General features: G+C 66.4%; 27 protein-coding genes and 1 other RNA gene. 11 read left to right on the top strand and 17 right to left on the bottom strand.

What is annotated here, in order from left to right; translation table 11 throughout:
• The coding region (locus tag ABZ463_RS10945; protein WP_362775355.1) for a membrane dipeptidase at window positions 1-396 on the bottom strand (396 nt) is incomplete at its 3' end.
• 141 nt (window positions 397-537) lie between these two features.
• On the opposite strand from ABZ463_RS10945, the gene ABZ463_RS10950 reads away from it, so the two are divergent.
• The 4 genes from ABZ463_RS10950 to rnpB all read left to right on the top strand — a co-directional run bounded on the left by ABZ463_RS10950 (window position 538) and on the right by rnpB (window position 3,841).
• Window positions 538-1,374 (top strand): Nif3-like dinuclear metal center hexameric protein, encoded by an 837-nt coding sequence (locus tag ABZ463_RS10950; RefSeq protein ID WP_352016207.1) that lies wholly within the window; start codon window positions 538-540, stop codon window positions 1,372-1,374.
• Window positions 1,371-2,111, top strand: coding sequence for a C4-type zinc ribbon domain-containing protein (locus ABZ463_RS10955; RefSeq protein ID WP_352016206.1), 741 nt, complete (start codon window positions 1,371-1,373; stop codon window positions 2,109-2,111). Before ABZ463_RS10950 ends, ABZ463_RS10955 begins: the two co-directional genes overlap by 4 nt.
• The gene (locus ABZ463_RS10960; protein ID WP_352016205.1) at window positions 2,108-3,292 is read left to right on the top strand and encodes a bifunctional RNase H/acid phosphatase; all 1,185 of its coding nucleotides are present in this window, start codon (window positions 2,108-2,110) and stop codon (window positions 3,290-3,292) included. Before ABZ463_RS10955 ends, ABZ463_RS10960 begins: the two co-directional genes overlap by 4 nt.
• 160 nt (window positions 3,293-3,452) lie before the next feature.
• An RNA gene (rnpB, locus tag ABZ463_RS10965) (RNase P RNA component class A) lies at window positions 3,453-3,841 on the top strand.
• A 77-nt stretch (window positions 3,842-3,918) separates the two neighbouring features.
• Here rnpB and ABZ463_RS10970 read toward each other — a convergent pair.
• The 8 genes from ABZ463_RS10970 to ABZ463_RS11005 all read right to left on the bottom strand — a co-directional run bounded on the left by ABZ463_RS10970 (window position 3,919) and on the right by ABZ463_RS11005 (window position 9,504).
• Complete coding sequence (locus ABZ463_RS10970) at window positions 3,919-5,070, bottom strand: site-specific integrase (RefSeq protein WP_362775358.1); 1,152 nt, start codon at window positions 5,068-5,070, stop codon at window positions 3,919-3,921.
• Window positions 5,067-5,243, bottom strand: coding sequence for a helix-turn-helix domain-containing protein (locus tag ABZ463_RS10975; RefSeq protein WP_362775360.1), 177 nt, complete (start codon window positions 5,241-5,243; stop codon window positions 5,067-5,069). Before ABZ463_RS10975 ends, ABZ463_RS10970 begins: the two co-directional genes overlap by 4 nt.
• The gene (locus tag ABZ463_RS10980; RefSeq protein WP_362775362.1) at window positions 5,240-6,562 is read right to left on the bottom strand and encodes a replication initiator; all 1,323 of its coding nucleotides are present in this window, start codon (window positions 6,560-6,562) and stop codon (window positions 5,240-5,242) included. The genes ABZ463_RS10975 and ABZ463_RS10980 overlap by 4 nt, the downstream gene beginning before the upstream one ends.
• 137 nt (window positions 6,563-6,699) lie before the next feature.
• On the bottom strand, window positions 6,700-6,840 hold the full coding sequence (locus ABZ463_RS10985; protein WP_362775364.1) for a hypothetical protein: 141 nt from the start codon (window positions 6,838-6,840) through the stop codon (window positions 6,700-6,702).
• Window positions 6,830-7,132 (bottom strand): hypothetical protein, encoded by a 303-nt coding sequence (locus tag ABZ463_RS10990; RefSeq protein WP_352012759.1) that lies wholly within the window; start codon window positions 7,130-7,132, stop codon window positions 6,830-6,832. The genes ABZ463_RS10985 and ABZ463_RS10990 overlap by 11 nt, the downstream gene beginning before the upstream one ends.
• A 16-nt stretch (window positions 7,133-7,148) precedes the next feature.
• Window positions 7,149-7,799, bottom strand: a complete 651-nt coding sequence (locus ABZ463_RS10995; RefSeq protein WP_362775366.1) for a DUF2637 domain-containing protein — start codon at window positions 7,797-7,799, stop codon at window positions 7,149-7,151.
• 24 nt (window positions 7,800-7,823) lie between these two features.
• Complete coding sequence (locus ABZ463_RS11000) at window positions 7,824-9,155, bottom strand: FtsK/SpoIIIE domain-containing protein (protein ID WP_362775368.1); 1,332 nt, start codon at window positions 9,153-9,155, stop codon at window positions 7,824-7,826.
• Window positions 9,148-9,504, bottom strand: coding sequence for a hypothetical protein (locus ABZ463_RS11005; RefSeq protein WP_362775370.1), 357 nt, complete (start codon window positions 9,502-9,504; stop codon window positions 9,148-9,150). Before ABZ463_RS11005 ends, ABZ463_RS11000 begins: the two co-directional genes overlap by 8 nt.
• A gap of 129 nt (window positions 9,505-9,633) precedes the next feature.
• Between ABZ463_RS11005 and ABZ463_RS11010 the strand changes: the two genes are divergently transcribed.
• Window positions 9,634-9,969, top strand: coding sequence for a winged helix-turn-helix domain-containing protein (locus tag ABZ463_RS11010; protein ID WP_362775372.1), 336 nt, complete (start codon window positions 9,634-9,636; stop codon window positions 9,967-9,969).
• Window positions 9,970-9,974: 5 nt separating this feature from the next.
• Here ABZ463_RS11010 and ABZ463_RS11015 read toward each other — a convergent pair whose 3' ends face one another.
• Together ABZ463_RS11015 and ABZ463_RS11020 are read right to left on the bottom strand one after the other, a co-directional pair.
• Complete coding sequence (locus ABZ463_RS11015; RefSeq protein ID WP_362775373.1) at window positions 9,975-10,157, bottom strand: hypothetical protein; 183 nt, start codon at window positions 10,155-10,157, stop codon at window positions 9,975-9,977.
• The gene (locus ABZ463_RS11020) at window positions 10,154-10,369 is read right to left on the bottom strand and encodes a hypothetical protein (protein ID WP_362775374.1); all 216 of its coding nucleotides are present in this window, start codon (window positions 10,367-10,369) and stop codon (window positions 10,154-10,156) included. Before ABZ463_RS11020 ends, ABZ463_RS11015 begins: the two co-directional genes overlap by 4 nt.
• A gap of 154 nt (window positions 10,370-10,523) precedes the next feature.
• Here ABZ463_RS11020 and ABZ463_RS11025 point away from each other — a divergent pair, with 154 nt between their 5' ends.
• From ABZ463_RS11025 to ABZ463_RS11035, 3 genes are all read left to right on the top strand, one after another.
• Window positions 10,524-11,264: an XRE family transcriptional regulator gene (locus ABZ463_RS11025; protein WP_362775376.1), complete on the top strand. Its 741-nt coding sequence runs from the start codon at window positions 10,524-10,526 to the stop codon at window positions 11,262-11,264.
• A gap of 3 nt (window positions 11,265-11,267) precedes the next feature.
• Window positions 11,268-11,744 carry an NUDIX domain-containing protein gene (locus ABZ463_RS11030; protein WP_362775378.1) on the top strand — a complete coding sequence of 159 codons (477 nt, stop codon included), beginning with the start codon at window positions 11,268-11,270 and terminating at the stop codon, window positions 11,742-11,744.
• 65 nt (window positions 11,745-11,809) lie between these two features.
• Window positions 11,810-12,196, top strand: a complete 387-nt coding sequence (locus tag ABZ463_RS11035) for a nuclear transport factor 2 family protein (RefSeq protein WP_362775380.1) — start codon at window positions 11,810-11,812, stop codon at window positions 12,194-12,196.
• 3 nt (window positions 12,197-12,199) lie between these two features.
• On the opposite strand, the gene ABZ463_RS11040 is transcribed toward ABZ463_RS11035, so the two are convergent.
• The 3 genes from ABZ463_RS11040 to ABZ463_RS11050 all read right to left on the bottom strand — a co-directional run bounded on the left by ABZ463_RS11040 (window position 12,200) and on the right by ABZ463_RS11050 (window position 13,631).
• Window positions 12,200-12,751, bottom strand: coding sequence for an HD domain-containing protein (locus tag ABZ463_RS11040; protein ID WP_362775382.1), 552 nt, complete (start codon window positions 12,749-12,751; stop codon window positions 12,200-12,202).
• Between the two features lie 65 nt (window positions 12,752-12,816).
• The gene (locus ABZ463_RS11045) at window positions 12,817-13,287 is read right to left on the bottom strand and encodes a GntR family transcriptional regulator (RefSeq protein ID WP_362775384.1); all 471 of its coding nucleotides are present in this window, start codon (window positions 13,285-13,287) and stop codon (window positions 12,817-12,819) included.
• A gap of 5 nt (window positions 13,288-13,292) precedes the next feature.
• Window positions 13,293-13,631 (bottom strand): hypothetical protein, encoded by a 339-nt coding sequence (locus ABZ463_RS11050; protein ID WP_362775385.1) that lies wholly within the window; start codon window positions 13,629-13,631, stop codon window positions 13,293-13,295.
• Window positions 13,632-13,791: 160 nt separating this feature from the next.
• On the opposite strand from ABZ463_RS11050, the gene ABZ463_RS11055 reads away from it, so the two are divergent.
• Both ABZ463_RS11055 and ABZ463_RS11060 read left to right on the top strand, forming a co-directional pair.
• A complete protein-coding gene (locus tag ABZ463_RS11055; RefSeq protein WP_362775386.1) occupies window positions 13,792-14,526 on the top strand; it encodes an XRE family transcriptional regulator in 735 nt (244 codons plus the stop codon).
• Between the two features lie 1,273 nt (window positions 14,527-15,799).
• Complete coding sequence (locus ABZ463_RS11060; RefSeq protein WP_362775388.1) at window positions 15,800-16,216, top strand: HAD family hydrolase; 417 nt, start codon at window positions 15,800-15,802, stop codon at window positions 16,214-16,216.
• 226 nt (window positions 16,217-16,442) lie between these two features.
• On the opposite strand, the gene ABZ463_RS11065 is transcribed toward ABZ463_RS11060, so the two are convergent.
• The 3 genes from ABZ463_RS11065 to ABZ463_RS11075 form a co-directional block, all read right to left on the bottom strand.
• A complete protein-coding gene (locus tag ABZ463_RS11065) occupies window positions 16,443-17,372 on the bottom strand; it encodes a hypothetical protein (protein WP_362775390.1) in 930 nt (309 codons plus the stop codon).
• 144 nt (window positions 17,373-17,516) lie between these two features.
• Window positions 17,517-17,780 (bottom strand): hypothetical protein, encoded by a 264-nt coding sequence (locus ABZ463_RS11070; protein WP_362775392.1) that lies wholly within the window; start codon window positions 17,778-17,780, stop codon window positions 17,517-17,519.
• 283 nt (window positions 17,781-18,063) lie between these two features.
• Window positions 18,064-19,062, bottom strand: coding sequence for a hypothetical protein (locus tag ABZ463_RS11075; protein ID WP_362775394.1), 999 nt, complete (start codon window positions 19,060-19,062; stop codon window positions 18,064-18,066).
• 463 nt (window positions 19,063-19,525) lie between these two features.
• On the opposite strand from ABZ463_RS11075, the gene ABZ463_RS11080 reads away from it, so the two are divergent.
• Entirely contained in the window at window positions 19,526-20,866 is a 1,341-nt protein-coding gene (locus tag ABZ463_RS11080) for a hypothetical protein (RefSeq protein ID WP_362775396.1), read from the top strand.
• Window positions 20,867-21,316 lie beyond the last annotated feature (450 nt).

A 21,316-nucleotide genomic window follows, 5' to 3' on the forward strand; every position in this document is an offset into this window, starting at 1 on the left:
GACGCCGAGGCGGTGCAGGGTGGGCAGGAGTTCGGTGTTGGTGTCGAGGCCGGGGGCGCTTTCGAGGGCGAGGACGAGGGCGATCTTGTTTTCGGCGAGGGTGTGGTCGATCTGTTGTCCGGTGAGGCAGAGGCGGACGTGGTCGGGGTTGCCCTCGGCGAGAGTGTGGGCGCATTCGATCATGCGGAGGGTTTCGCGCAGGGCGCCTTCGGGGCGGTGGCGGTCGTCGATGAAGACGGGCAGGACCTGGATGTTCACGCCGCCTTCGTGGAGTTGGGGCAGCCATCGGTCGCGGAAGAAGGAGGCCCATCGGTGGGGCGGCCGCGCGGTGACCGCCATCAGCAGGTCGTTGTGGGTGTCGGCGACCACGGAGTCACGGTGGAGATCGGCGGACAAGGGCGGGGTCCTTCCTCGCGGGGCCTCACAGGGATCTTGTCCGCCCGACGCTATCGGCGGCACCGGTCCGCTGTCCCGCGAGAGCCGTACGCGGAGGCCGGTGTGGATCACCGGTGGCGGGCGGGCCGGTAGTCTGCGCACGTGCCTACCCTTGCCGACACGGTCGGAGAGCTCGAATCGATCTATGACCCAGCCTGGGCGGAGTCGTGGGACGCCGTCGGACTCGTCTGCGGGGACCCGGCCGCGGAGGTGCGCAGAATCCTGTTCGCGGTCGACCCGACGGCGGCCGTCGCCGCGGAGGCCGTCGAGTGGGGCGCGGACCTGATCGTCACCCACCACCCCCTCTACCTGAGAGGGGTCACCGGCGTCGCCGCCACGACCTACAAGGGCCGTCTGGTCCACACGCTGATCAAGAACGACGTCGCCCTCTTCACCGCCCACACCAACGCCGACGTGGCCGATCCCGGCGTCTCCGACGCCCTGGCCCGCGCCGTCGGGCTGACCGGGCCGCTCACCCCCCTGCTGCCCTCGGCGGGCGACCCAAGGCGCGGCCTCGGCCGCGTCGGCACGCTGCCCGCCCCCCTCTCCCTGCGGGAGTTCGCCAGGAGGGCCGCCGAAGGTCTCCCCGGTACGGCGGGCGGGCTGCGGGTCGCGGGAGACCTCGACCGGGAGATCAGCCGTGTCGCGGTCAGCGGAGGATCGGGCGACTCCCTGCTCGGTACGGCCCGCGCCGCCGGAGTCGACGTGTTCCTCACCGCGGACCTGCGCCACCACCCGGCCAGCGAGTTCGTCGAGGAACCCGGAGGACCCGCCCTGATCGACGCCGCCCACTGGGCCACCGAGTGGCCCTGGCTGACCGACGCGGCGCACCGTCTGACGTCAGCCTTGGCCGCGCGGGGGATTACTGTTGAGACGCGCGTCTCCGAGACGGTCACGGACGCCTGGAAGACAACAGCAGAGTGCGAGGAATTGAAGTGAAAGCAGCCCCGGCAGCCCAGAAGCGCCTGCTCGACCTGGCCGAACTCGACTCCGTCGTCGACCGGCTGGCCCATCGCCGCCGTACCCTGCCGGAACTGGCCGAGATCGACGAGCTGTCCACCCGGGTGGCCAGGCTCGCCACCCAGGTGATCGCCGCCGAGACCGAGGCGGGCGACCTGGCCCGTGAGCAGTCGAAGGCCGAGACCGACGTCGACGCCGTCCGGGTCCGCGCGGAACGCGACCAGAAGCGCCTCGACTCGGGCCAGGTCTCCTCGCCGAAGGACCTGGCCAGCCTCCAGTCCGAGATCGCCTCCCTGCACCGCCGCCAGAGCGACCTCGAGGAGGTCGTCCTGGAGATCATGGAGCGCCGCGAGGCGGCCGACGCCCAGGTCACGAAGCTCTCCGCCGAGCGCGACGAGCTCGCCGCCGCACGCGACGGCGCCCAGGACCGCAGGGACGCGGCCTTCGCCGAGATCGACAAGGAGGCCGCGGAGGTCAGGGGCAAGCGCACCGCGGTCGCCTCCGACATCCCGGCCGACCTGCTCGCCCTCTACGACAAGCTCCGCGAGCAGTTCGGGATCGGCGCCGCGATGCTGCAGGGCACCCGCTGCCTCGGCTGCCGCACCAGCCTGTCCATCGCCGAGATCAACCGGATCAAGGCCACCTCCCACGACGAGGTCGTCCGCTGTGAGGAGTGCCGCAGGATCCTCGTCCGTACCCCGGAGTCGGGCCTGTGACCTCTTTCGTCGTCGAGGCGGACGGCGGGTCGCGGGGTAACCCGGGACCGGCGGGCTACGGCGCCGTCGTCAAGGACGCCGCCGACGGTCAGATCCTGGTCGAGGTCGCCGACCCCATCGGCACCCAGACCAACAACGTCGCCGAGTACCGCGGGCTGATCGCGGGGCTGAAGGCGCTGCTCGACCTCGCGGGCGACGGCGCCTCCGTCGAGGTGCGGATGGACTCCAAGCTGGTCATCGAGCAGATGGCGGGCCGCTGGAAGATCAAGAACGAGGGGCTGCGTCCCCTCGCGACGGAGGCCGCCTCCCTGGCCCGCCGCCTCAGGGTCACCTGGCGGTGGATTCCCCGGGAGAGGAACAAGGACGCCGACCGCCTCGCCAACGAGGCCATGGACGCCGCCGCCAAGGGGGTCCCCTGGCGCTCGTCCGTCTCGGCCGCCGCCTCCTCCTCGGCACAGGGCTCCCTCTTCGACACCGCCGACCCTGCCCCGGCCCCGGTCGTGGAGGCGGTGGCCGTACCGACCACCCCCGCGACCGCGGGCACCGGCTGGCGTCCGCCTACCACCACGGCGACCACGCTGCTGCTGCTCAGGCACGGTGAGACCCCCATGTCCGTCGAACGCAGGTTCTCCGGACTCGGCGACCCCGAGCTCACCCCGAACGGCCTCGCCCAGGCGGAGGCCGCCGCGGCCAGGCTGACGCGGGAGCCGTACGACGTGCAGGTGGTCGTCAGCTCCCCGCTCAGGCGAGCCCTCGTCACCGCCGAGGCCGTGGCCGCCAGGCTCGGCCTCGACGTCGTCGTCGAACCCGACCTCAGGGAGACCGACTTCGGCGCCTGGGAGGGCCACACGTTCACCGAGATCCAGCGGCACTGGCCGGACGAACTGGCCACATGGCTGGCGGACCCGTCCGCCGCGCCGCCGGGTGGGGAGAGTTTTGGGGATGCGGCGCGGCGGGTCCAGGTGATCGGGGACCGGCTGGTCGAACGCTACGAGGGAAGGACGGTCCTGGCCGTCTCCCACGTCACGCCGATCAAGATGCTGGTACGGTCCGCGCTGCTCGCTCCCCTCGCCGCGCTGTACCGCATGCACCTCGACCTGGCCGCACTGTCCCTGATCGAGTACTACGCCGACGGGCCCGCCGTGGTGAAGGCGTTCAACGACACCTCGCACCTGCGCTGACCACGCCCCTCCCCGGGCGGTACGGCCGGGCGGCCCCGTCGGCGGCCTCCGGTCGCCCGGTTGCCTGGTCACATCTCACCCGCTCCCACTTGTCGCCCGGTTGGAGACCACTTGGGAACGATGGGCTCCGGGACACCGATAGGCTTTGAAGTACGGCGGACGAGCCGGCCGGGCGGCCGCGTCGGGTCTGTGAGGACCCGCCGAGGAAGGTCCGGGCTCCACAGGGCAGGGTGGTCGGTAACGCCGACCCGGGGTGACCCGCGGGACAGTGCCACAGAAAACAAACCGCCCCCTTCGCGGGGGTAAGGGTGAAACGGTGGTGTAAGAGACCACCAGCGCCCACGGTGACGTGGGCGGCTAGGTAAACCCCACCCGGAGCAAGGTCAAGAAGGGACGCTCTCCGGAGCGTTCCGCGCGCGACGTCTGAGGGCTGCCCGCCCGAGCCGCGCGGGTAGACCGCTTGAGGCCGACGGCAACGCCGGTCCTAGATGGATGGTCGCCCCTTCACCCAGTGAAGGACAAAACCCGGCCTACAGGCCGACTCGTCCGCCTTCTCTGCCTCTGACCTGCGGCGGAGCCTCCAGTTACGGAGGATGAGGCCCTGAGAGGGCACATCGGGGGCACATTCACTTGGATCCGAGTGCGGCGGCGAAGGCGTTGCCCAGCGCCATCCGCGCCCGTTCGGACGCCTCCGGGACCAGATGCCCATACAGGTCCACGGTCGTGGTGATGGACTCGTGCCCCAGCCACCGGGACACCTCGGAGATCGGCACCCCCTCGGCGAGCGCCGTACTGGCGAAGGTGTGCCGCAGATCGTGGAACGTCATGTCCGCCGGCACCCCGGCCGCGAGGATCGCGGGCTTGAGGATGTCGGCGTTGAAGTAGTCGCGCCGGATCAGGTTGCCGCGCGTCGTCCGGAACAGCGCGTTCTCGGGCTTGTGCCGGTCGATGTGCTCCGCCAGCGCATCGGCGAGGACGGCCGGGATGGGGACGTCACGGATGGACGCCCGCGTCTTGGGCGGGCCCAGCGTCGGTCGCCGGTCGATCACCACGACCTGCTGGTCCACCGTCAGCATGCCCTCGGCGAAGTCGACCCGGTCGACGGCCAGCCCGAGCGCCTCCCCCTGCCGGAGACCGGCCGTGGCGCCCAGGAGTACCAGCGGCGCGTACTCGGGCCGCATGGCCCGGTAGAGCGCGATCACCTCGGTGGGGGAGAGGAGCCGGATCGTGGTCTTGTCCGGCTCCGGAAGGCGGATGTCGACGCAGGGGGAGCGACGGATCATGCCGTCCCGTACGGCCCCGCGCATGACGCTGGAGAAGATCACGTAGATGGTCTCGACCGTACGCGGAGACAACCCCTTCCCGTGCAGCTCCTTGACCCACCTCTGCACGGCGGTGGGCCGTACGGAGACCAGAGGCACCAGACCGAAGACCGGGTTGATGTGGTTCTTCAGGTGCCCTTCGTAGGTCGTCGCGGTCCCGGGCTTGTGCAGCCGCGACGCCATCCAGGTCTGCGCGTACACCTGGAACCTGGTCTGCCCGAGCTTGGGGTCGATCCACTCGCCACGCGGTTCGTCGGCCCGGCGTGTCACGTCGAAGCGGTCGGCGTCGGCCTTCCGCTCGAAGTTGCGCTTGAGCTGCTGCCCCTTCTCGTTCCGGTACCGGACCTGCCAGCGCGTCCCCTGGCCGTGCTTGGCGGTCGGCACGCGCTTGTGCTCAGAGCACTTCGCCTCTCCGGGATCGGGGTGGGACTTGTGCCACCGGTCGTAGACGGTCATGCCTGCTCCCGCACCCAGGCACGCACGTCCTCGGGGAGGTAGCGCAGATGCTTGCCGACCCGATGGGCGGGCGGCCCGATCCTCCTGCACCTCCACTGATAGAGGGTCCCGGCCGGTACTCCGAGATAGGCGGCGACCTCGTCCACCGTCCAGAGGCGTTCGAGCGTCTTCATGGGCGCCCTCCGGGGTCATCCAGGGGCGCACCGGTCAACGCGGCGAGAAGGAGCGCGTCACCGGCGGACAGGCCCTTGCCCGCGTACTCCCAGTGGGTGATCACGAGGGTGGTGTCCTCGTCGAAGGTGATTTCGTCGGTGCGGGCGTGGTCGCGGCGTTCGTCGCGGATGGCGCCCATGGTGGTGGAGTAGTGGCGGGATCGGGTGGAGAAGTGGCCGCGGAATCCCAGCATGTGGGCCCACTGGGTCAGTCGCAGGTCGGCGTATTCGTCGAGGTCGCCCAGGCGCATGCATTCGGCGATGAGGCGGCGGGGATGGTCGCGCAGGTTGAGGGCGGTCAGGTCGTCGAGGGGGTTGATGCGCCGGTCGAGGGTGCCGACGCATTCGGCGGCTTTGGTGGCGTACTTGGCGATGTAGCCGGCCACCGCCTGGTCCGACAGCTCCCCGACCAGGGTGATCTCGCGGACGTCGAGCTGCCGCCCCCACCGCAGGACCCGGGCGGGTTCGTCGCTGATGGCGGGGGTGGTCACGGTGACCGCGTGGGCGGCGTGCCGTACGGCCTCGGCCAGCATCTCGGCCGTGGCCCAGACCGGAGGGAGAGAGTCCGGCCCGTCGGGGCCGTCGAGGCGGATGACGGCGTGGAAGTGCACCACCCCACGCTTTTGGTATTCGGCGACCTTGGCGAAGGAGATCGTGCACTGGGCGCGTAGTTCCCGCAGGGTCAGGCCTGCGGTTTTGGCGACGCGGCGGCGTAGGGCGTCGGTGAAGTACTTCCACAGCTGGGGAGCGAGGGCGTTGAACAGCACGCTGCCGGTGTAGTCGTAGCAGTCCGGGCACAGCGGTTCGCCCAGGCAGGGCTCCTCGGCCCCGTGGCGGGCGGTGCAGGACATCACCCGGCCGTGCGGGCACGTCTCGGCGTCCCGGCGAGGACGGCAGGGCAGCGGTCTGCCGTTCTTCTCGCGGCGGGTGTGCACGGCGCCGAAGGAGGGGGCGGTGAGGGTGACGAACAGGCACGGGTGAGCGGTCACCGAGGGCGGGACGCCCTTGCCGCCGATGAGTCCGGCGCGGATGAGGTGGTAGGTGTCGGCTCGGTAGACCTCGGCGCAGGCTGGGCAGCGGGAGGCTCGCCGGGTCTTGCACGGCAGCCGGAGTACGCCGTCGGGTTCGGTGGCGGTGGTGTAGGAGTGCAGGAGCCGGCCGGTGGAGCGGTCGACGTGCAGAACGCGGCCTCGTAGGTGGATGGGCTGGCGGCACCCGCCGGTGGCGCGGATTTGGGAGGCCCAGCGGGGGTAGTTGCGGTCGTTGAGGCGGGTGATCATGCCTGCGATTGCGTGCGGATCAGGGTGGATTGTGGGCAAGATGGTCTCCTCCTTTCACTCGTTCGGGTGAGGGGGGATGGCCCCCGACCTGGCGGGCGTCTTGGCGGATGTACGGCCAGGCCGGGGGCGCCGACGGCTCAGCAGAAGCCGAGGCCGTCGCAGTGTTCGCAGGTGGTGCCGTAGCTGTCGCTTCCGGTGCCGCCGCAGGTGCAGCACCGCCACCACTGGGACGGGATCTCAGCCGGTGTCACCGGCTCGTCGGGTGGCTCAGGACTCATGTGGTGGCTTGGCGATGCTGAGGATGGCGGTCCACTCGACGTGGACAGGGCCGAAGCAGCGCGAGATCGTGTAGAGGCCCAGCGGCAGCAGTCGCGGGTCCACGGAGGTGCCGCACAGGGCGGCGATCCGGTCGATCTCGGCGCACAGGTCGTCGTCGGTGCCCTGCTCGGGGTAGTAGGTGACGATCGTCGAGTCCGTCGGGACGGGGACGGCGGGGTTGGCCTCCAGAAAGAAGGCCAGGTCGCGCAGGCCGCCGATGAAGGCGGTACGGCGCTGGGTGTCGGTGGACATGGGTCGGTTCTCCTCTTCACAGGGCGTCCGGCGAGATGCGCAGGGTGCGCAGCAGGTCGGAGGCCAGTTGATGGGACACACCCAGACGGGCGCGCAGCGTGTCGCGGCTGATCGGCCTGCTGTGCGCGGTCTGGTATTCCTCGGCCACGCGCCGGGCGTAGTCGAGGAGCTCTGAGGACGGCCCGTCCTGCTCGGCGTCGATGGCCGGGACGGGCGCGGAAACCGGGACGGGTTCGGGGGCGATCTCCGGCACGAAGGATGAGGCCGGGGATGATTCAGGTCGGGGGCCGGTTGCTCGCCGTTCGAGCATGGAGACGGCGACGAGGAACGCCCCGGCGGGTATGGCGGCGGTGATCCATCCCCACGGGGACGGGTCGGCCTGGTTGAGGTTGGCGGCCAGCGACAGGACGATCCCGGCGACGAGCACGAGGGTGGGCCAGGAGATCCGGCCGTTGCGTGTCCGTCTGGTGTGCCTGTCGCGCTGGCGTTCCCGGGCGGCCATGACACAGGTCAGGTCGACGCACACCGCCACCGCCCAGGACATCCACCCGGTCTGGCCGTGTTCGGCGGCGGTGTCGCGGATGTGGGTGAACGATCCGGCACCCGCGATGGCGGCCAGGGTCAGGATCGGCCCGGCATCCAGCAGCCAACGGATGAGGCGTCGCATCGTGTCCCCCTTCCTTACGGCAGGTCAGGCGGTGAGGAGTTCGTCCAGGTCGGCGGGGTCGAATTCGGTCGCAGGAGCGGGGGCGGTGATCTCCGCCCAGGACGGGGTCAGGTCGGCGTACATCCAGGCCGCGTGTTCGGCGGTGGCCTCGGAGACGTGGAAGGACCGGGCGCGGTACCACTGGCCGTCCTGGGAGGCCACGATCGCCACCCCCGGCGTCTCGGCCGGAATCGCCCGCGCGGAGACCAGGGCCGCCGGGTCGAGGTCGCCAAGCGTCATGGTCGCGGTCTCCGGATCGTTGACCCGGTGACAGATCCGCCCCGAACACTGGGCGCGCAGTGCGGTGACGCCGGGACCGAGGTCGGAGCCGATGCGCTGGCCGCAGCAGAACAGGTAGATCCCGAACGCCCGGCCAAGCCGTGCCACCCGCAGCAGGGTCGTAGAGGTGTGGGCGACCTCGTCCTTCTCGGACCTGTCGGCCATCAGGTACAGCTCGGCCAACTCGTCGACCAGGACCACGACCGGCGTCGGCCGTACCGCCGAGGGAAGCTGCCAGATGTTGCGGGCACCCGCCGCCCGGCACAGCCCCATCCGCTCCAGCATGAGCGCTACCAGGTCATCCAGCAGGCCGGTGGCCTCGGTGCGGGTGGTGGCCAACGCCGACAGCCGGGGCGTGTAGGGGGTGAACTCCACCCCGCCCTTGAGGTCGAAGCCGACCAACGCCACCGGCTGCGGGGCCAGGCCGACGATGAGGGCGTTGGCGAGGTTGGACTTGCCGGACTGCGTCGCTCCGGCGCTGAGCCAGTGCGGGACGGTTCGGAAGTCGATCACCCATGGTGCGCCGGTCTCCAGGCGGCCCACCGTGACCTTGAGCAGTTCCGCCGACGGCGGTAGCCGATCGACCCGCGTCAGGGGGTCTCGGATGACGGCGGCCAGGACGACCCGTCCGGGGCGCGGGGACGACACGCGTACGGCGTGCACACCCCAGGAGTGCGCCAGCCGTTCGGCGACCTGGGCGTAGTCGTCGGGGATCTGCCCCTCCAGCAGGTGGACGGTGACGCGCCAGCCGTGCCGGTTCGGCAGCGGGAACCGTATCCACGGCGTGGTGTCGACGGCGATGCGGCGGAAGCGGCGCCGTACCTTCACGGTGCCGGTGGAGACCAGGGCGCCGGGGGTGAGGGTGAAGGCCCAGCGGGCGCGCTTCTTGGTCAGCCCGCAGCCGAGGGCGACCTTGCGCCAGGAGGCCCGCACGCTCAGGGCGGTGAACGGGTAGCCGACCATCGGCCAGAACCGCCAGGTCGCCAGTATGGCCAGCGCGGTCGCCAAGACGAGCAGGGACTGCGGCAGGTCAGGCATCGCCGCCCCCGCTGCCTGGTCTGCCGGAGGCGGGGACGATGGAGGCGGCCTTGTAGCTGATGCCCCACCGGGCGGTGCCGTTGCTGGGGATCTCCCAGACGTAGCCGACCATGCCGGTGGGGACGACGTCCTGTCCGGGAGCGATGGGCGGTTCTCCGGAGGTTCCGACCTTGACCAGTTCGATCCGGCCCAACTCGTCCTCGGCGAGGAGTACGGATTCGTAGACCTTGTTGCCGTCCTTGTCGGTCTTGATCTTTCCGCTGTCCTGGTCGATGACGCGGGGGCGGGCGGCCTTGACGCAGGTGAAGCGGAGCCGGTGGGTGTCGACGGGGATCGGGATGGTGCGCATGGATGGACCTCCTTGTTCGTCTCAGCCAACATAGTCAACCTAGTTGGCCTGGATGTCAACGTTCTCATGGTTGGCCTGGTCGCGTGTCTGTGCTGAACTAGAGGCACCCACGACCGAAGAAGAGGGTGGATGGTCAAGAACACCGGGCGACCGGGCTACCTGCAGATCGCCGACGACCTGCGCGACCAGATCCGGCGCGGCACTCTCGCGCCCGGCGAGGCGCTGCCCTCCACCACCCAGCTCGCGACCGTCTACGACGCCTCGCTGAGCGTGGTGAAACTCGCCGTCGGGGTCCTAAGGAACGAGGGACTGGTGATCGGCCAGCAGGGCAAGGGCGTGTTCGTCCGTGAGGACGCCGTCCCGGCCCCGCCGGCCTCCGATGAGCTGGCCGAGATCCGCGCCACCCTGCGCGACCTGTCGGCCCGGCTGGAGAAGGTCGAGGCGGAGCTGAGCGAGGGGAGGTAGCGCGCTCACCCGCGCACGTGGCAGCCGGTGACCCGGCGGGCCAGGGCCGCCGCCCGGCTCGGAGGCGCCTCGCCGAGCCGCATGCGCCGGTCCTCCTGGCGCATCCCGACCAGGACGACGACGTAGCCGACGAACACCGCCGCGCTCAGTACCAGGCCGATGATCAGCGGGATCATGGTCGCGCTCACGTCCGGATCACCCCCGCCTCAGCGGCGCCGTAGGGGCGGTTGGCCGGACGCCGCACCTGACCGCGCCGCCGGTTCGTCCTGCGCCGGGCTACCTGACGGCGAACCCACCGCTCCCGCGCCCGGCACTTACGGCAAACGAACTGCCCCTCCTCCAGCGCCCCGCCGCACTCGCAGCCGGGCGTCTCGTCGATCGACCGGATGTAGTTGATCACTGTTGTCTCTCCTCTCGTCGCTGCCGGTGACGCCTTGCGATACCGAGAGTGCGACGAGCAGGGAGGACGTGATCACTACAGGACGGGACATGTACAGGACGTCCGGTCTACGATTGCCCCGTCCCTGGACGTCCCCGGCTTTCAGGCAGGTGAGATGGCGAACGAGCGGTTGCGCACGGCGTTACTCGAACGGGGAACCACCATCGTGGAGGTGGCCGAGGCCATCGAGGTCGACGCCAAGACCGTGGAACGATGGATCACCCGAGGCCGGGTGCCCTATCGAAAGCACCGCTTCGCCGTGGCCAAGCTGCTGGGGGTCGAGGAGGCCTACCTGTGGCCCGAGGCCATGACCCCCGCCCAGACCGCGGCCGTCTCCGAGACCGAGATCGTCACCGTCTACCCGCACCGCTGGGCCGTACCCAAGGACGCCTGGGGACGACTGTTCGCCTCCGCTCGCCAGGAGATCGACATCCTGGTTTACAGCGGCATCTTCATCGCCCAGGACACCGGCATCGTCCGCGTCTTCGCCGACCGGGCTGACGCGGGCGTGAAGATCCGGATGCTGCTCGGCGACCCTGACTCACCCGAGGTCGCCCAGCGCGGCATCGATGAGGGGATCAACGACGGCATGGCGGCCCAGATCAAGACCGCGCTCGTGTTCTACCGGTCGCTGCGCCGGCACGAGAACGTGGAGATCCGCTTTCACCGCACGGTCCTGTACAACTCCATCTACCGCGCCGATGACCAGCTGCTGGTCAACAGCCACGTCTACGGCACCTTCGCCTCCAACGCCCCGGTCATGCACCTGCGCAAGGTCCCCGGCGGCACGATGGCGGCCACCTACCTCAACAGCTTCGAATCCGTCTGGGACCAGGCCCGGCCGGTAGAGTCCTGACCCATGACGGCCCGCCGGATCGACTTCTACGACGACCCCGCCGCACCCGCCCCCAACAGCCTGGTCCCCTCGGTCAACGTCGTCGTCGTCAACGACGCCGGCGACATTCTGATGATCCGCCGCTCCGACAACGGCAACTGGGCCGTACCCGGCGGCGCCATCGACCTGGGGGAGTCCCTGCCGCAGGCCGCCGTCCGGGAGACGTTGGAGGAGACCGGCGTCACCTGTGAGATCACCGGCCTGGTCGGCACCTACACCGACCCCCGCCACGTGATCCTCTACACCTCCGACGGAGAGGCCCGTCAGGAGTTCTCCATCGTCCTGACTGCCCGCCCCGTCAGCGGCGAGCCGACGCCGAGCGACGAGTCCCGCGAGGTCGGCTGGGTTCCGCGCGAGGAGATCGGCTCCCTGGTCATGGACCGGTCGATGCGGCTACGGATCGGCCACTTCCTCGACGGCGCCGGGCCGTACATCGGGTGAATACGCGCGCGGCAACTGAGGCACCCGCGCCTCTGAACGCTCCCTCAAACCAGGAAGGCGATCTCATGACCGAACGCACCCTCACCGACGAGCTGTACGAGGCTGAACGCCGTCTGCAGGCGGCCATGCTCGCCGGAGACGTCGAAGAACTCGACCGGCTACTCGATGATCGGCTTGTCTTCACCGGCCCGCCGGACGGCGCGTGCCATCCGCAGGCCAAGCAGCTTGACCTGGACAATCACCGCTCACGCCGACAGGTCATGACCAAGCTCGTTGAGGAGGACCTCACCGTGGTCGTCGCGGGCACCACCGGCGTCACCTGCTTCCTCGGCACGCTGGAAGGCACGTTCGCGGGAGAACCGTTCGCCTCACGGCTGCGCTACACCCGCACCTGGGCCCACACCGACGAGCACGGCTGGCGCATCCTGGCCGCTCACGCCAGCCCAGCCTGAACGTCAGGCCCGCGCGCTCAAGGCGGCCTGTACGGCGTGCACGGCCGCGACGATGCACGGCGTGGCCTTGGTGATCGACCGGCTGACCAGGTGCTCGGGGCCGTACCGGGAGTGGATCTCCGCCAGGCGGGTCCCGACGTCGACCGGCAGGCCGTCCGGGCTGGTGGTCATGTCGCAGTAGGTCAACGCCTCGACCAGTTCGGGGCGTTCCTTGGCGAACTCGGCATTCAACGTGTCGAACAGGCCGCGTTCGGCGGCTTCACACTCCGCGCAGGTGTGATGGGCCACCAGCCGGGCGAGCCGGTCGTCGGCCTGCTGGACGTCACGCAGGTAGCGGGCGCCGTCCAGCGGATGGAACCCCGTGTCGACCAGGGCGGGGGCGTAACCGATGTCGTGCAGCCAGGCCGCCGCGGTCAGCAGGTCGGTCTCCACGCCGAGGATCGACCCCAGCGATTCGGCCTGCGCGGCGACCCCCTGGGTGTGCGCCCACCGGCGCGGCAGAGGTTCCTCCAGCAGGTGCCGGGCCAGGTCACGTGCCCATTCGGCTTGTCCCATACGGTTCACCCTAGACTCCGCCCGAAGCCTGTCCCGAGGCCCAGCATCAGACGTCTCAGGACGTCTCAAAGCGGTGTGGAGCGGACGAAACGCCCCTTGCCGTGCCGGGCCACGATGAGCCCTTCCCGCTCCAGTACGGCCAGCGCCTGGCGGACGGTGTTGCGCGAGGCCCCATGCCGTTCCCGCAGCTCGTTCTCACTCGGCACCGCCGCCCCCACCGGGAGGGCACCGGTGCTGATTCGCTCACGTAACTCGGCGGCGATCTCCTGATAGCGGTACAGCGCTTTTTGCTGCTCCGAGCTTTTCACCCGGCGTCCCGCGCCGGGCATCGTGTCGATCAGTCCTTCGTCCTCCAGTACGGCCAGCGCGCGCCGGACGGTGCTGCGGGCCACGTGGAAGCGCTGGGCCAGGGCCGCCTCCGAGGGCAGGACGCTGGCCGGAGGGTAGTGACCGGCGGCGATCTGCGCGCGGAGCCGTTCGGCGATCCGGTCGTAGACCCGCCTGCCGGTCAGCCACCCGTCGGTGTCATCGGTCATCGAGGTCAGCGGCCGTGCGCGCCGTGGATGTTGCCCAGGTTTATGGTGAGCGTGCCCTGCTCGCCCTCACGCCAGCCGCGCCGCACCGCTGCGGCGATGTCCTCGGCGGCCATGGGCAGATGGATGGTGGAGGTGCGTTCGTCGGGCTGGTCGCCCCAGTAGAACCAGTAGAAGACGACCTGGACGTAGACGCGGCGGGTACGGGCGTTGTGGTCGGTGATCTCCAGGCAGGGCTGGCCGTTCTGGTCGTTGGTCAGGAAGTTCGGCACGTACAGCGCGTTGAGGTGGCCACGCAGTATGACCAGCAGGTCCCGCTGGTGGGCGATGATCTTCTCTTTGGACATGCGGGTGCTCCCGTCGTCTCACGGCCCCGGTGGTGCCGGGTTCGGTGCCAGTGAGTCTTCTGACCGGGATGGGACACAGGCACCACGACTTTGGGGACGTCTAGGGACGTCTTATGTTAGCGTCGCTGGTACCGACCCGCTCCGGGAGGGACCACACCCGATGAACGAACACCTTCGCCACGCCCTCATCCAGGCCCGCTTGCAACCCCTCGACGTGGCCACCCACCTGACCGTCGACCCAAAAACCGTCACCCGCTGGCTCGCCGGCCGCGTTCCCCATCCTCGCCACCGCCTGGCCGTCGCAGACCTCCTCCACGTCGACGAGAACGACCTGTGGCCCGAAAGCGTCCGCCGACGTCCAGGACCCCCGACCGAGATCAAGGCCGTCTACCCACACCGCTGGGCCGTACCGGCCACCATCTGGCGCACCTTCTTCGAAGCGGCCCAGGCTGAGATCGGCATCCTCGTCTACAGCGGCCTGTTCCTCGCCGAAGACGCCGGACTCCTCCGCATCCTGGTTGGGCGGGCAACCGCCGGAGTCCGGGTACGCATCCTGCTCGGTGATCCCGACAGTCCTCACGTCGCCACCCGGGGAGCGGACGAAGGGGTCGGAGCAGATGTCATGGTCTCCAGGACCAGGAACGCTCTCACCCTCTGCCGTCCTTTGGGGGATGTGGAGGGGATCGAGATACGGCTACACGGGACGATCCTGTACAACTCCATCTACCGCGCCGACAACGACCTGTTGGTCAACCTCCACGCCTACGGCACCCGCGCCTCCGACGCCCCCGTTGTCTACATCACCGGCAACGAACCCAGCAGCGCTGCGGCCACCTACCTCGACAGCTTCGAACGCGTCTGGGACGGAGCGGTACCCGCAGCTCAGCGTGGCTGACAGCACTGGATCAAGATCGAAAGAAACTTATCTGTCCGTCTTCAAGGGCGATCCGCCTTCGGCGTCTCGCCGCGCGTCGGGCGGTCGCTGGCCGCGCTGCGGCTCTTCGGCCGGTCGCGGCCCGCGCCGCCCGCGCGCCTTCGATCACCAGGTGGTAGACCCGATAAAACGAGAAAGCTCTTCGCTGATGTCGTCTTGGTGGCGGCCGTGACGATCGCTCACTTCGACGCAGGCCGTAGCTGGCCGGGGCGATCAACTGCCGCGGCCCTCCTTCGTCGGGCCTTGCCATCGGCTGACCATGGCTGAGGTATTCATGGAATTGGCGGCGGCGTTCTTGCTTGCAAGCAAAATCGATTTGGTTATGGTCTTCAGCGCTCAAACAGGGGGGTCGGTCCGACCGAAAATGGAGACTCGGTGATAGGGCATCGCTCCCGACCGTGCGTTCCGTATGAATACGTCAGATAAGGTCAGGTTGGTGAGTATTTTCCTCGTGTGCAGGACAATTCTTGAGGGTTAATTTACCCACGATCCAAGATGACAGCCATCGTTGCAGCTAGGGCAGAGATGGTCGCACCAAGGCATGACAAAGTTGCCACGGTGTCCTTGGGGGTGGCCCAAAGTCCTCGATTGATCCTGCGCCATCGTTCCCGGCCCAGTTTGCGAGCGAGGTTCTGTCTCTTGTGCTGCCGGATTTGATTACAGCCAAACAGAAGCCCGCGAGCATTGTTCCTACATGGACCCTGGCGCCCTTCAGCTCCACATGTCCGAGGAACCCGGAAGAGGAAATAGATAATTGCTAGTACAGACCCCGCGATCAGAAGCGGGGCAATCTTTCCCTTGTCTGTCGATACCCACCAACCCCAGACAAGGACCCCAAGTATGCCGTAGCCCCAATATTTTTCTATGAAACTCTGTCTGCCTCGCGCCACATCCGCAACTTACTGATAGTCGCCATCTTCCACTAGGAAGGGTTCATTAACCCTAGGTTATGGGATCATGTATTGACAGGCTGGGCGCCTGGGACTATAGGGTCATACCATGCAACAGCTTGCACTTTTCGATCTGGACAACACACTCGTCAACCTGGACGAGACTTTGGGGTATGGGTCGAAGAGTTCGCTGACGACTGCGGTCTTGGAGACGAGGCGGCTGATTGGTTGCTGGCTTTAGATCAGATGGGTCACCCCCATCGTGAGGTCTTCTTCAGCAAAGTACGCGAGCACTTCGCCCTCCCCGAGCCCGTTGGGGAGTTGTGGGGCGCTAGCGTAAGCGCATGCCGTACCTCGTTCGCTGTCGGCCCGAGGTGATGAACGGACTGTCCCGACTCCGCACATCCGGCTGGAAGGTGGCCATCGTCACCAACGGTACGGCAGACAACCAACTTGGCAAGATCCATCAGACGGGACTAGCTGAAGTCGTCGACGCCTATGCGCTCTCTGGACTCGAAGGCGTCCGCAAGCCTGACATGAGACTGTTCGAGATCGCCGCTATGCGGTGTGGCGTGGCTCTTGCCGGAGGGGAATGGATGGCCGGTGATCACCCCGTCAAGGACATCGCCGGGGGACAAGCCGCCGGCTTCCGTACGGTCTGGGTCGACCGCGGAGCGTCGTCGCCCGATGAGAAATACAACGCGGACTATGTTGTTATGGACGTGCTTCAGGCCATCGAGATCATTGAGTGTCATGTGTAGATCTGATGACAGCGGTGACAACAACGCCGGCCAACACAGGCACATAGCGACAACTGTACGGCACCACCGACCCTGGGACGAAGAAGGTGAGCATGGGGATCGCTCCGTCTAAAAGCGAATGGATATATGCAGCGTCGCTGCTCACACTTTAACACCACATCTTGAATGCGTCCTTTGGCTGATTTGGTTGCCTGAGCGTGGCTCAGGCAACCAATGAGATGTCGGATTAAGTCAGAAGCGCGATCAACTCCAAGGCGCCGGTAGCCAGCATGTTGCCGAGGGCGCCGCCAACCACCTGTGAATTCAGGATGTCACCCACGCGCTGAAGTCTGCCGCGCAGACGCCCGGCGTCAGGAGCGGGACCATTGGCCTCTTGCTCCAGCTCGTCAGTGAGTTGAGCGAGTTCGGTGCTGGCTTCAGGCGAAAGATTTAGGACCGGAGCCGCCTGCCGGTATTGCTCGACATACTTGACGATCTCGGCAGCCTTGCTCGCTTCAACGAACGTCGCGTTCATCTGGATGTTTTGACCATGCGGAGCAATGATCCCTTTGTTGTCGCCGCCGATGTTGTAGGTCGTGTGGCCAGCCAAGTGCCGCTGCTCGTACTCGCTCACATTGCCCTCACACTGCTCGACACAACGATCACCGCTATCGGTCGTCTCGGCCCGGACAGGGCCAAAGCGTTCGTTGACCATGACACCCGAGATCAGGCCCTTTGCCCTGAGCGACGCCGCGGCCCGATCAATCTCGGGAAGCGTCAGTCGCTCGCCCTCGAACATGGACTCGGGGCTCTTCAGCACATCGTCGACGATGGGCATATATGCTCCGTCCTGCTTGCGCTCCCAGAGCCAGCGGAGCAGCCCGTTGCGCGCAGCAGCTATGCGGAGTACTCGGTCGCTACGGCGCTCCTTCCGCTGCTTTACCCACTCACGACCGTAACCGGTGAGGTTTGCGATGGGCGTACCCATCGTGCTATGGCGATTATCCACCAATCCTCGCTCCTTGCACTGACGGAGCAGTGTGAAGGATTCCTTCACGTCGAGACCGTGTTCATCGCTGAACTCTTGGAAGTCCACATCGCCAAGAGGTGCCCTGTCCGAGTGGTCGTAGATCCACTCAACAAAGGCTTCGTGTAGCTCTGAGAGGTTATTGATCATCGCATCGTCTCCATAGCGATCCGGGCTGGCCGCGGTGATTTACAGATCAGTCTGAGGCACGCGGATCCCCTCATTCGCCGTTTTAGCCGTTTAGATCACAGAAATCATCCAAAGTGACTACGGCTAGCCAATTTCTCCGACTGATCAGTCTCGGCCCTGGACGTTGAATCTGATCTCGTCACCCTTTGAGATCGCTGTTGCGATGTTCGTAAGCTCGGGATCAGTGATGTCGCCCTCGAGATCCTGGACCCGAGCACGTACCAGAGGCTTGATGCTGTCAACAGGACGCCCCTTCAGGTCCAAGGCCATCTGGGCCAGCGCCTGCTCATACTGGCGAACTACTTCGTTGACCCCCTCGTTCATCAAGCGCTCGATCTCTCGATCATTGAACCTGAAGCTCGATCTCATAGTCTCAACCGTTCGGCTCCGATGTCGTTATGGAGCCGACCATACGGGTTGCGTCTGACACTTTCCGATCGACGGTGTGCAGGCTGACATGGCCCCGCTGGTCGAGGTGGTGGCTATCTTTAGAGAAACGATCTTGCTAACGTTCGTGCTAACAACAAGTCTGGACGGGCCTGGACGGCCACGGACTGAGAAGCCCTGTAGAGCTCGCCTCGCCGGGCACGGAAGACAGTCGTAGACGGTTCTGGATGGTCGTGATCTGACTCGTAATGAAATCTTCGTGAGTTCAGGCACCTCCAGCGGTCAGAGCATGGTTGTGCCCTGTCCCGCGAACTGCTTGCACCTTGACTCGATCGGCTTCGACCTTCAATGTCAGTTCCTCCAGGAACTGCACGATTCGGCCTGGCTGCTGGAACATAGTGGGGTAGTCCTTGAGGGCGGTCATCTCGACAGGGGTGAGGTTCCGTGCACTGACGATGCCGCCGTGCTTTACCAGGAGCATCGAGCCCACCATGATTACCGCCGCCTCGGTGTTCTCCAAAGAGGTGATCAGTTTGGCAGCGGCTCCTGCTTGAAGGTCGTCTACTTTGGCCTGCACTTCGTCCAGCGCGCGCAGTTCGGCCGCCCGCTGCAAGCTAGCGGCTAGTTCGCGCCCTGTCTTGGAGCGAGTCCATACCTTCAACCTCTGGAAGAAGGAACTAATAATGGGCCGGTAAGGATCAATTTCTAAACCATGTGCTTCGATCAGCTCGTGCAAGGCGGCCATAACAGCTTCGGCATCGTCTTCTTTGGGAAGATAGACCAGGACTGGGGCGGCTCTCATGCCATCGCGCCGGATGTCGGTCATACGGAGCGCCTCGGTCACATGCTCGCTAGGCGTAGTTGGCCTACGATAATTTGGGAGATAGTATTGATGTATACGGACCAGCTCGGGATGGTCTATGACATATTGGTCGTCAATTTTTAAGATCTCTGCCAGCCAGTGCTCCACTATGGCCAGCCCGTGTGGCCATTCATAACCAGATTCCGGGCTCGGCTTTCCTATTGCCCGAATCGATTCGGTAAGGGAAGTGGCCGCCACTTTTAGCTTCTCGTTAGTGGGCTTAGCTGATAGTGCTGCGCTGACCAGCACGAGGACTCCGTCTAAGGCTTCTGCGATATCCGGTCGGCAGGCGATAATTGCCTGCTGGAGACGCCGAATTACTGCCGTCGGGGGTGATTTCGGCTCAGCTTTTCCTGTGGCGGCGGCCGGTACGGTTCGAATGGCAGGTTCCTGGTTGGTCACGAGTGCCTCCTCCGTTCAAGCTTCGCATGAGGGATATCCTCATTCAACGTCAGACGCCGAGGGCATACGTGGGCGAAGCTGGAATCGTGACCTTTCCGATCGATATCCCGTCGCCTGTGGCCTGCGAGTTGACATGAACGCTTTCCAAGCGGACAGTCGTGCGGCTTCCACTTCCGGGCGTCCAGCGGCCCTGCGGTATAGGTCCACGGGCGGCGCGGTGATCGTGTCTGGCGGTAATGCTGTACGGGACTGCTGTACAGCATTACCGCCAGACACGATCATACGCCACCGATCCGCATCTACCGCTTGAACAGGGCGGGACGCCGCTGACGAAGCGTCTGCCCTTGACGACGGATTAGACGGTGCCGATCAGCAGGGCGCGAGTAGTGAGCCAGCGAAAACTGATTGTCCACGAACGTCGCGATGCTAAGCTAGAAGGCTTTGCTACGCGGAGGAGGGCGGGATGGACATCAGATCGCTCGAGGAGCTTCAGCAGCCCGACGGAACTGCATTGGTATTTTCACCGCTGGGTCTGGGCGGAAAGCTGACCGCTGAGGACGCTGCAGTGTTCCAGCAAGAGGTCATCGGACGGGTCGACCTGGCAGATTCCGTGCCCGACCTGGTGCGCAGAAGCTTCGAACGAGTGCGGGCGGCTCACAGCTATGGGGTGCTCCACTACGAGTTCTTCACCCTTGCCCATGATCATGCGCAGTTGGTGTTGGAGTACGCGCTGCGGGAACGCTTCGTCGAGTTCTACAGCGGCATGGCCATCTTTGAGGACCAGAGCGGCACCGAGCAACGCCTCACTTTCTCCACGTTCGACGATCTTCATCGTCAGTTGCGCGAACGTGGCCGTCCTCGCGGGCAGCGGCGATGGCGACTGCAGTTGCGCCGAACGTCCCAGACCATGTTCTTCGACGGGATGCTAACTACCCTCCTGGAATGGGCGCGCGCTGAGGGCTTGCTGAACGGGGAACGCAACCGGCTGATCGCTCCGCTGTTCGTCAAGCTCCGCAACCACGTAGCCCATCACACCGCCTATCAACTTATTTCACCGCCGGAGTCCGCCCGGGCTATCAGCGACTTGGCCGAGATCGTCAACCGGTTGTGGGGTGTACCCACACCGGGCGGACGGCTCTATCCCGCACCGGTGCACCGTGACGTCATCGCAGTGAGCTGGGATCCCGGCGGCGGGAACGTCGTCCACAGCTTGGCAGAGCACCTGCACACGATGCCCGCTGATCTCAATCCTGAGAAGCTCACCCACGTCATCGTCCGCGCTGTGCTGCATGACCAAACGCTGACGTACTTCGACGCACGCTTCGAGACAACGCTCTACCCGTGTCAGCTGTTGTGGGGACCAGGGAATTGGGCAAATGCTGTGAAATGGCTCGCATCTGAGCACCCAACCCCAGACACGGTCGACATCCTGGACCGGCAGTTCATGATCCGTTTCCACGAAGAGCGCATCTACCTGCCACAGCAGATCAACGTCGCTGCTGGGCTGCCGGGCGTCGACCGACACGGCACCTGGTACCTGGTCCGCGCTGACTTCCCCAACGACGCGTTCAACCACCTCCGGCAGCAGCTCACCGGGAACGTCGGCTGCTCCCACCGCCGCTGCGACCAGTGCGCAGTGGAGGTCATCACCACCGGAACCTGGCAGCACATCATGGATCATCTCGCGGCAGAGGGCTCGGCACCTGCTGCCGGGCCGAGTACACCCGACGTACGGGCTCCTTCATGGCTGCCGCGCTGGAATGGGATCCACCGCGGCAGCCACTGGACGATCCCACCCTCGTAGATCGGGGCAAGCGTGCGATCGGTCACGCATCATGGATCGGGTCGCGTCCACGGAAGTGCTGTACAGCAGCGCCGTATAGCAACACCGCCTCACACGACCACACGCCACCAACCCGCATCTACCGCCTGACCAGGGCATCGGTTCGCCGACCTGGGACCCGCCGTTGACTCGTAATGAAGGGGTCTGGGATCCGATTCCTCAAGGCGGCTCCAGATCAGAGGCTCTCCAGGCCAATCTGGGAGGGTCTCTGCGTATCTGTACTAATCAAGAGATGTGGGCTTGTCCTGAGAACGGGTACCTGGTAGCAGCCGTTCACCCTGGTGAACAGTGCCCAGAAGGGCTTCACATTGCGTCACGCCCGCATTTCTTGATCAGTACGTGCGCCGTGGACGGGACATACTCCTGCTCGAGAACACTCAACAGTACGCGACATCCTCGCCGAATCGCCAG

The sequence above is a fragment of the Streptosporangium sp. NPDC020145 genome, assembly GCF_040631275.1.
In the GTDB taxonomy this organism is placed as follows: Bacteria; Actinomycetota; Actinomycetes; order Streptosporangiales; family Streptosporangiaceae; genus Streptosporangium.

What these genes read in the sequence shown, in the direction of transcription:
- ABZ463_RS11035 (WP_362775380.1), top strand. Translation starts at nt 11,810, where the DNA reads ATGACCGAACGCACCCTCACCGACGAGCTGTACGAGGCTGAACGCCGT.
- ABZ463_RS11030 (WP_362775378.1), top strand. Translation starts at nt 11,268, where the DNA reads ATGACGGCCCGCCGGATCGACTTCTACGACGACCCCGCCGCACCCGCC.
- ABZ463_RS11025 (WP_362775376.1), top strand. Translation starts at nt 10,524, where the DNA reads ATGGCGAACGAGCGGTTGCGCACGGCGTTACTCGAACGGGGAACCACC.
- ABZ463_RS11055 (WP_362775386.1), top strand. Translation starts at nt 13,792, where the DNA reads ATGAACGAACACCTTCGCCACGCCCTCATCCAGGCCCGCTTGCAACCC.
- ABZ463_RS11080 (WP_362775396.1), top strand. Translation starts at nt 19,526, where the DNA reads ATGGACATCAGATCGCTCGAGGAGCTTCAGCAGCCCGACGGAACTGCA.
- ABZ463_RS11005 (WP_362775370.1), bottom strand. Translation starts at nt 9,504, where the DNA reads ATGCGCACCATCCCGATCCCCGTCGACACCCACCGGCTCCGCTTCACC.
- ABZ463_RS10975 (WP_362775360.1), bottom strand. Translation starts at nt 5,243, where the DNA reads ATGAAGACGCTCGAACGCCTCTGGACGGTGGACGAGGTCGCCGCCTAT.
- ABZ463_RS11060 (WP_362775388.1), top strand. Translation starts at nt 15,800, where the DNA reads ATGCCGTACCTCGTTCGCTGTCGGCCCGAGGTGATGAACGGACTGTCC.
- ABZ463_RS10980 (WP_362775362.1), bottom strand. Translation starts at nt 6,562, where the DNA reads ATGATCACCCGCCTCAACGACCGCAACTACCCCCGCTGGGCCTCCCAA.
- ABZ463_RS10990 (WP_352012759.1), bottom strand. Translation starts at nt 7,132, where the DNA reads ATGTCCACCGACACCCAGCGCCGTACCGCCTTCATCGGCGGCCTGCGC.
- ABZ463_RS10985 (WP_362775364.1), bottom strand. Translation starts at nt 6,840, where the DNA reads ATGAGTCCTGAGCCACCCGACGAGCCGGTGACACCGGCTGAGATCCCG.
- ABZ463_RS11070 (WP_362775392.1), bottom strand. Translation starts at nt 17,780, where the DNA reads ATGAGATCGAGCTTCAGGTTCAATGATCGAGAGATCGAGCGCTTGATG.
- ABZ463_RS10995 (WP_362775366.1), bottom strand. Translation starts at nt 7,799, where the DNA reads ATGCGACGCCTCATCCGTTGGCTGCTGGATGCCGGGCCGATCCTGACC.
- ABZ463_RS10970 (WP_362775358.1), bottom strand. Translation starts at nt 5,070, where the DNA reads ATGACCGTCTACGACCGGTGGCACAAGTCCCACCCCGATCCCGGAGAG.
- ABZ463_RS11050 (WP_362775385.1), bottom strand. Translation starts at nt 13,631, where the DNA reads ATGTCCAAAGAGAAGATCATCGCCCACCAGCGGGACCTGCTGGTCATA.
- ABZ463_RS11010 (WP_362775372.1), top strand. Translation starts at nt 9,634, where the DNA reads ATGGTCAAGAACACCGGGCGACCGGGCTACCTGCAGATCGCCGACGAC.
- ABZ463_RS11000 (WP_362775368.1), bottom strand. Translation starts at nt 9,155, where the DNA reads ATGCCTGACCTGCCGCAGTCCCTGCTCGTCTTGGCGACCGCGCTGGCC.
- ABZ463_RS11045 (WP_362775384.1), bottom strand. Translation starts at nt 13,287, where the DNA reads ATGACCGATGACACCGACGGGTGGCTGACCGGCAGGCGGGTCTACGAC.
- ABZ463_RS11065 (WP_362775390.1), bottom strand. Translation starts at nt 17,372, where the DNA reads ATGATCAATAACCTCTCAGAGCTACACGAAGCCTTTGTTGAGTGGATC.
- ABZ463_RS11040 (WP_362775382.1), bottom strand. Translation starts at nt 12,751, where the DNA reads ATGGGACAAGCCGAATGGGCACGTGACCTGGCCCGGCACCTGCTGGAG.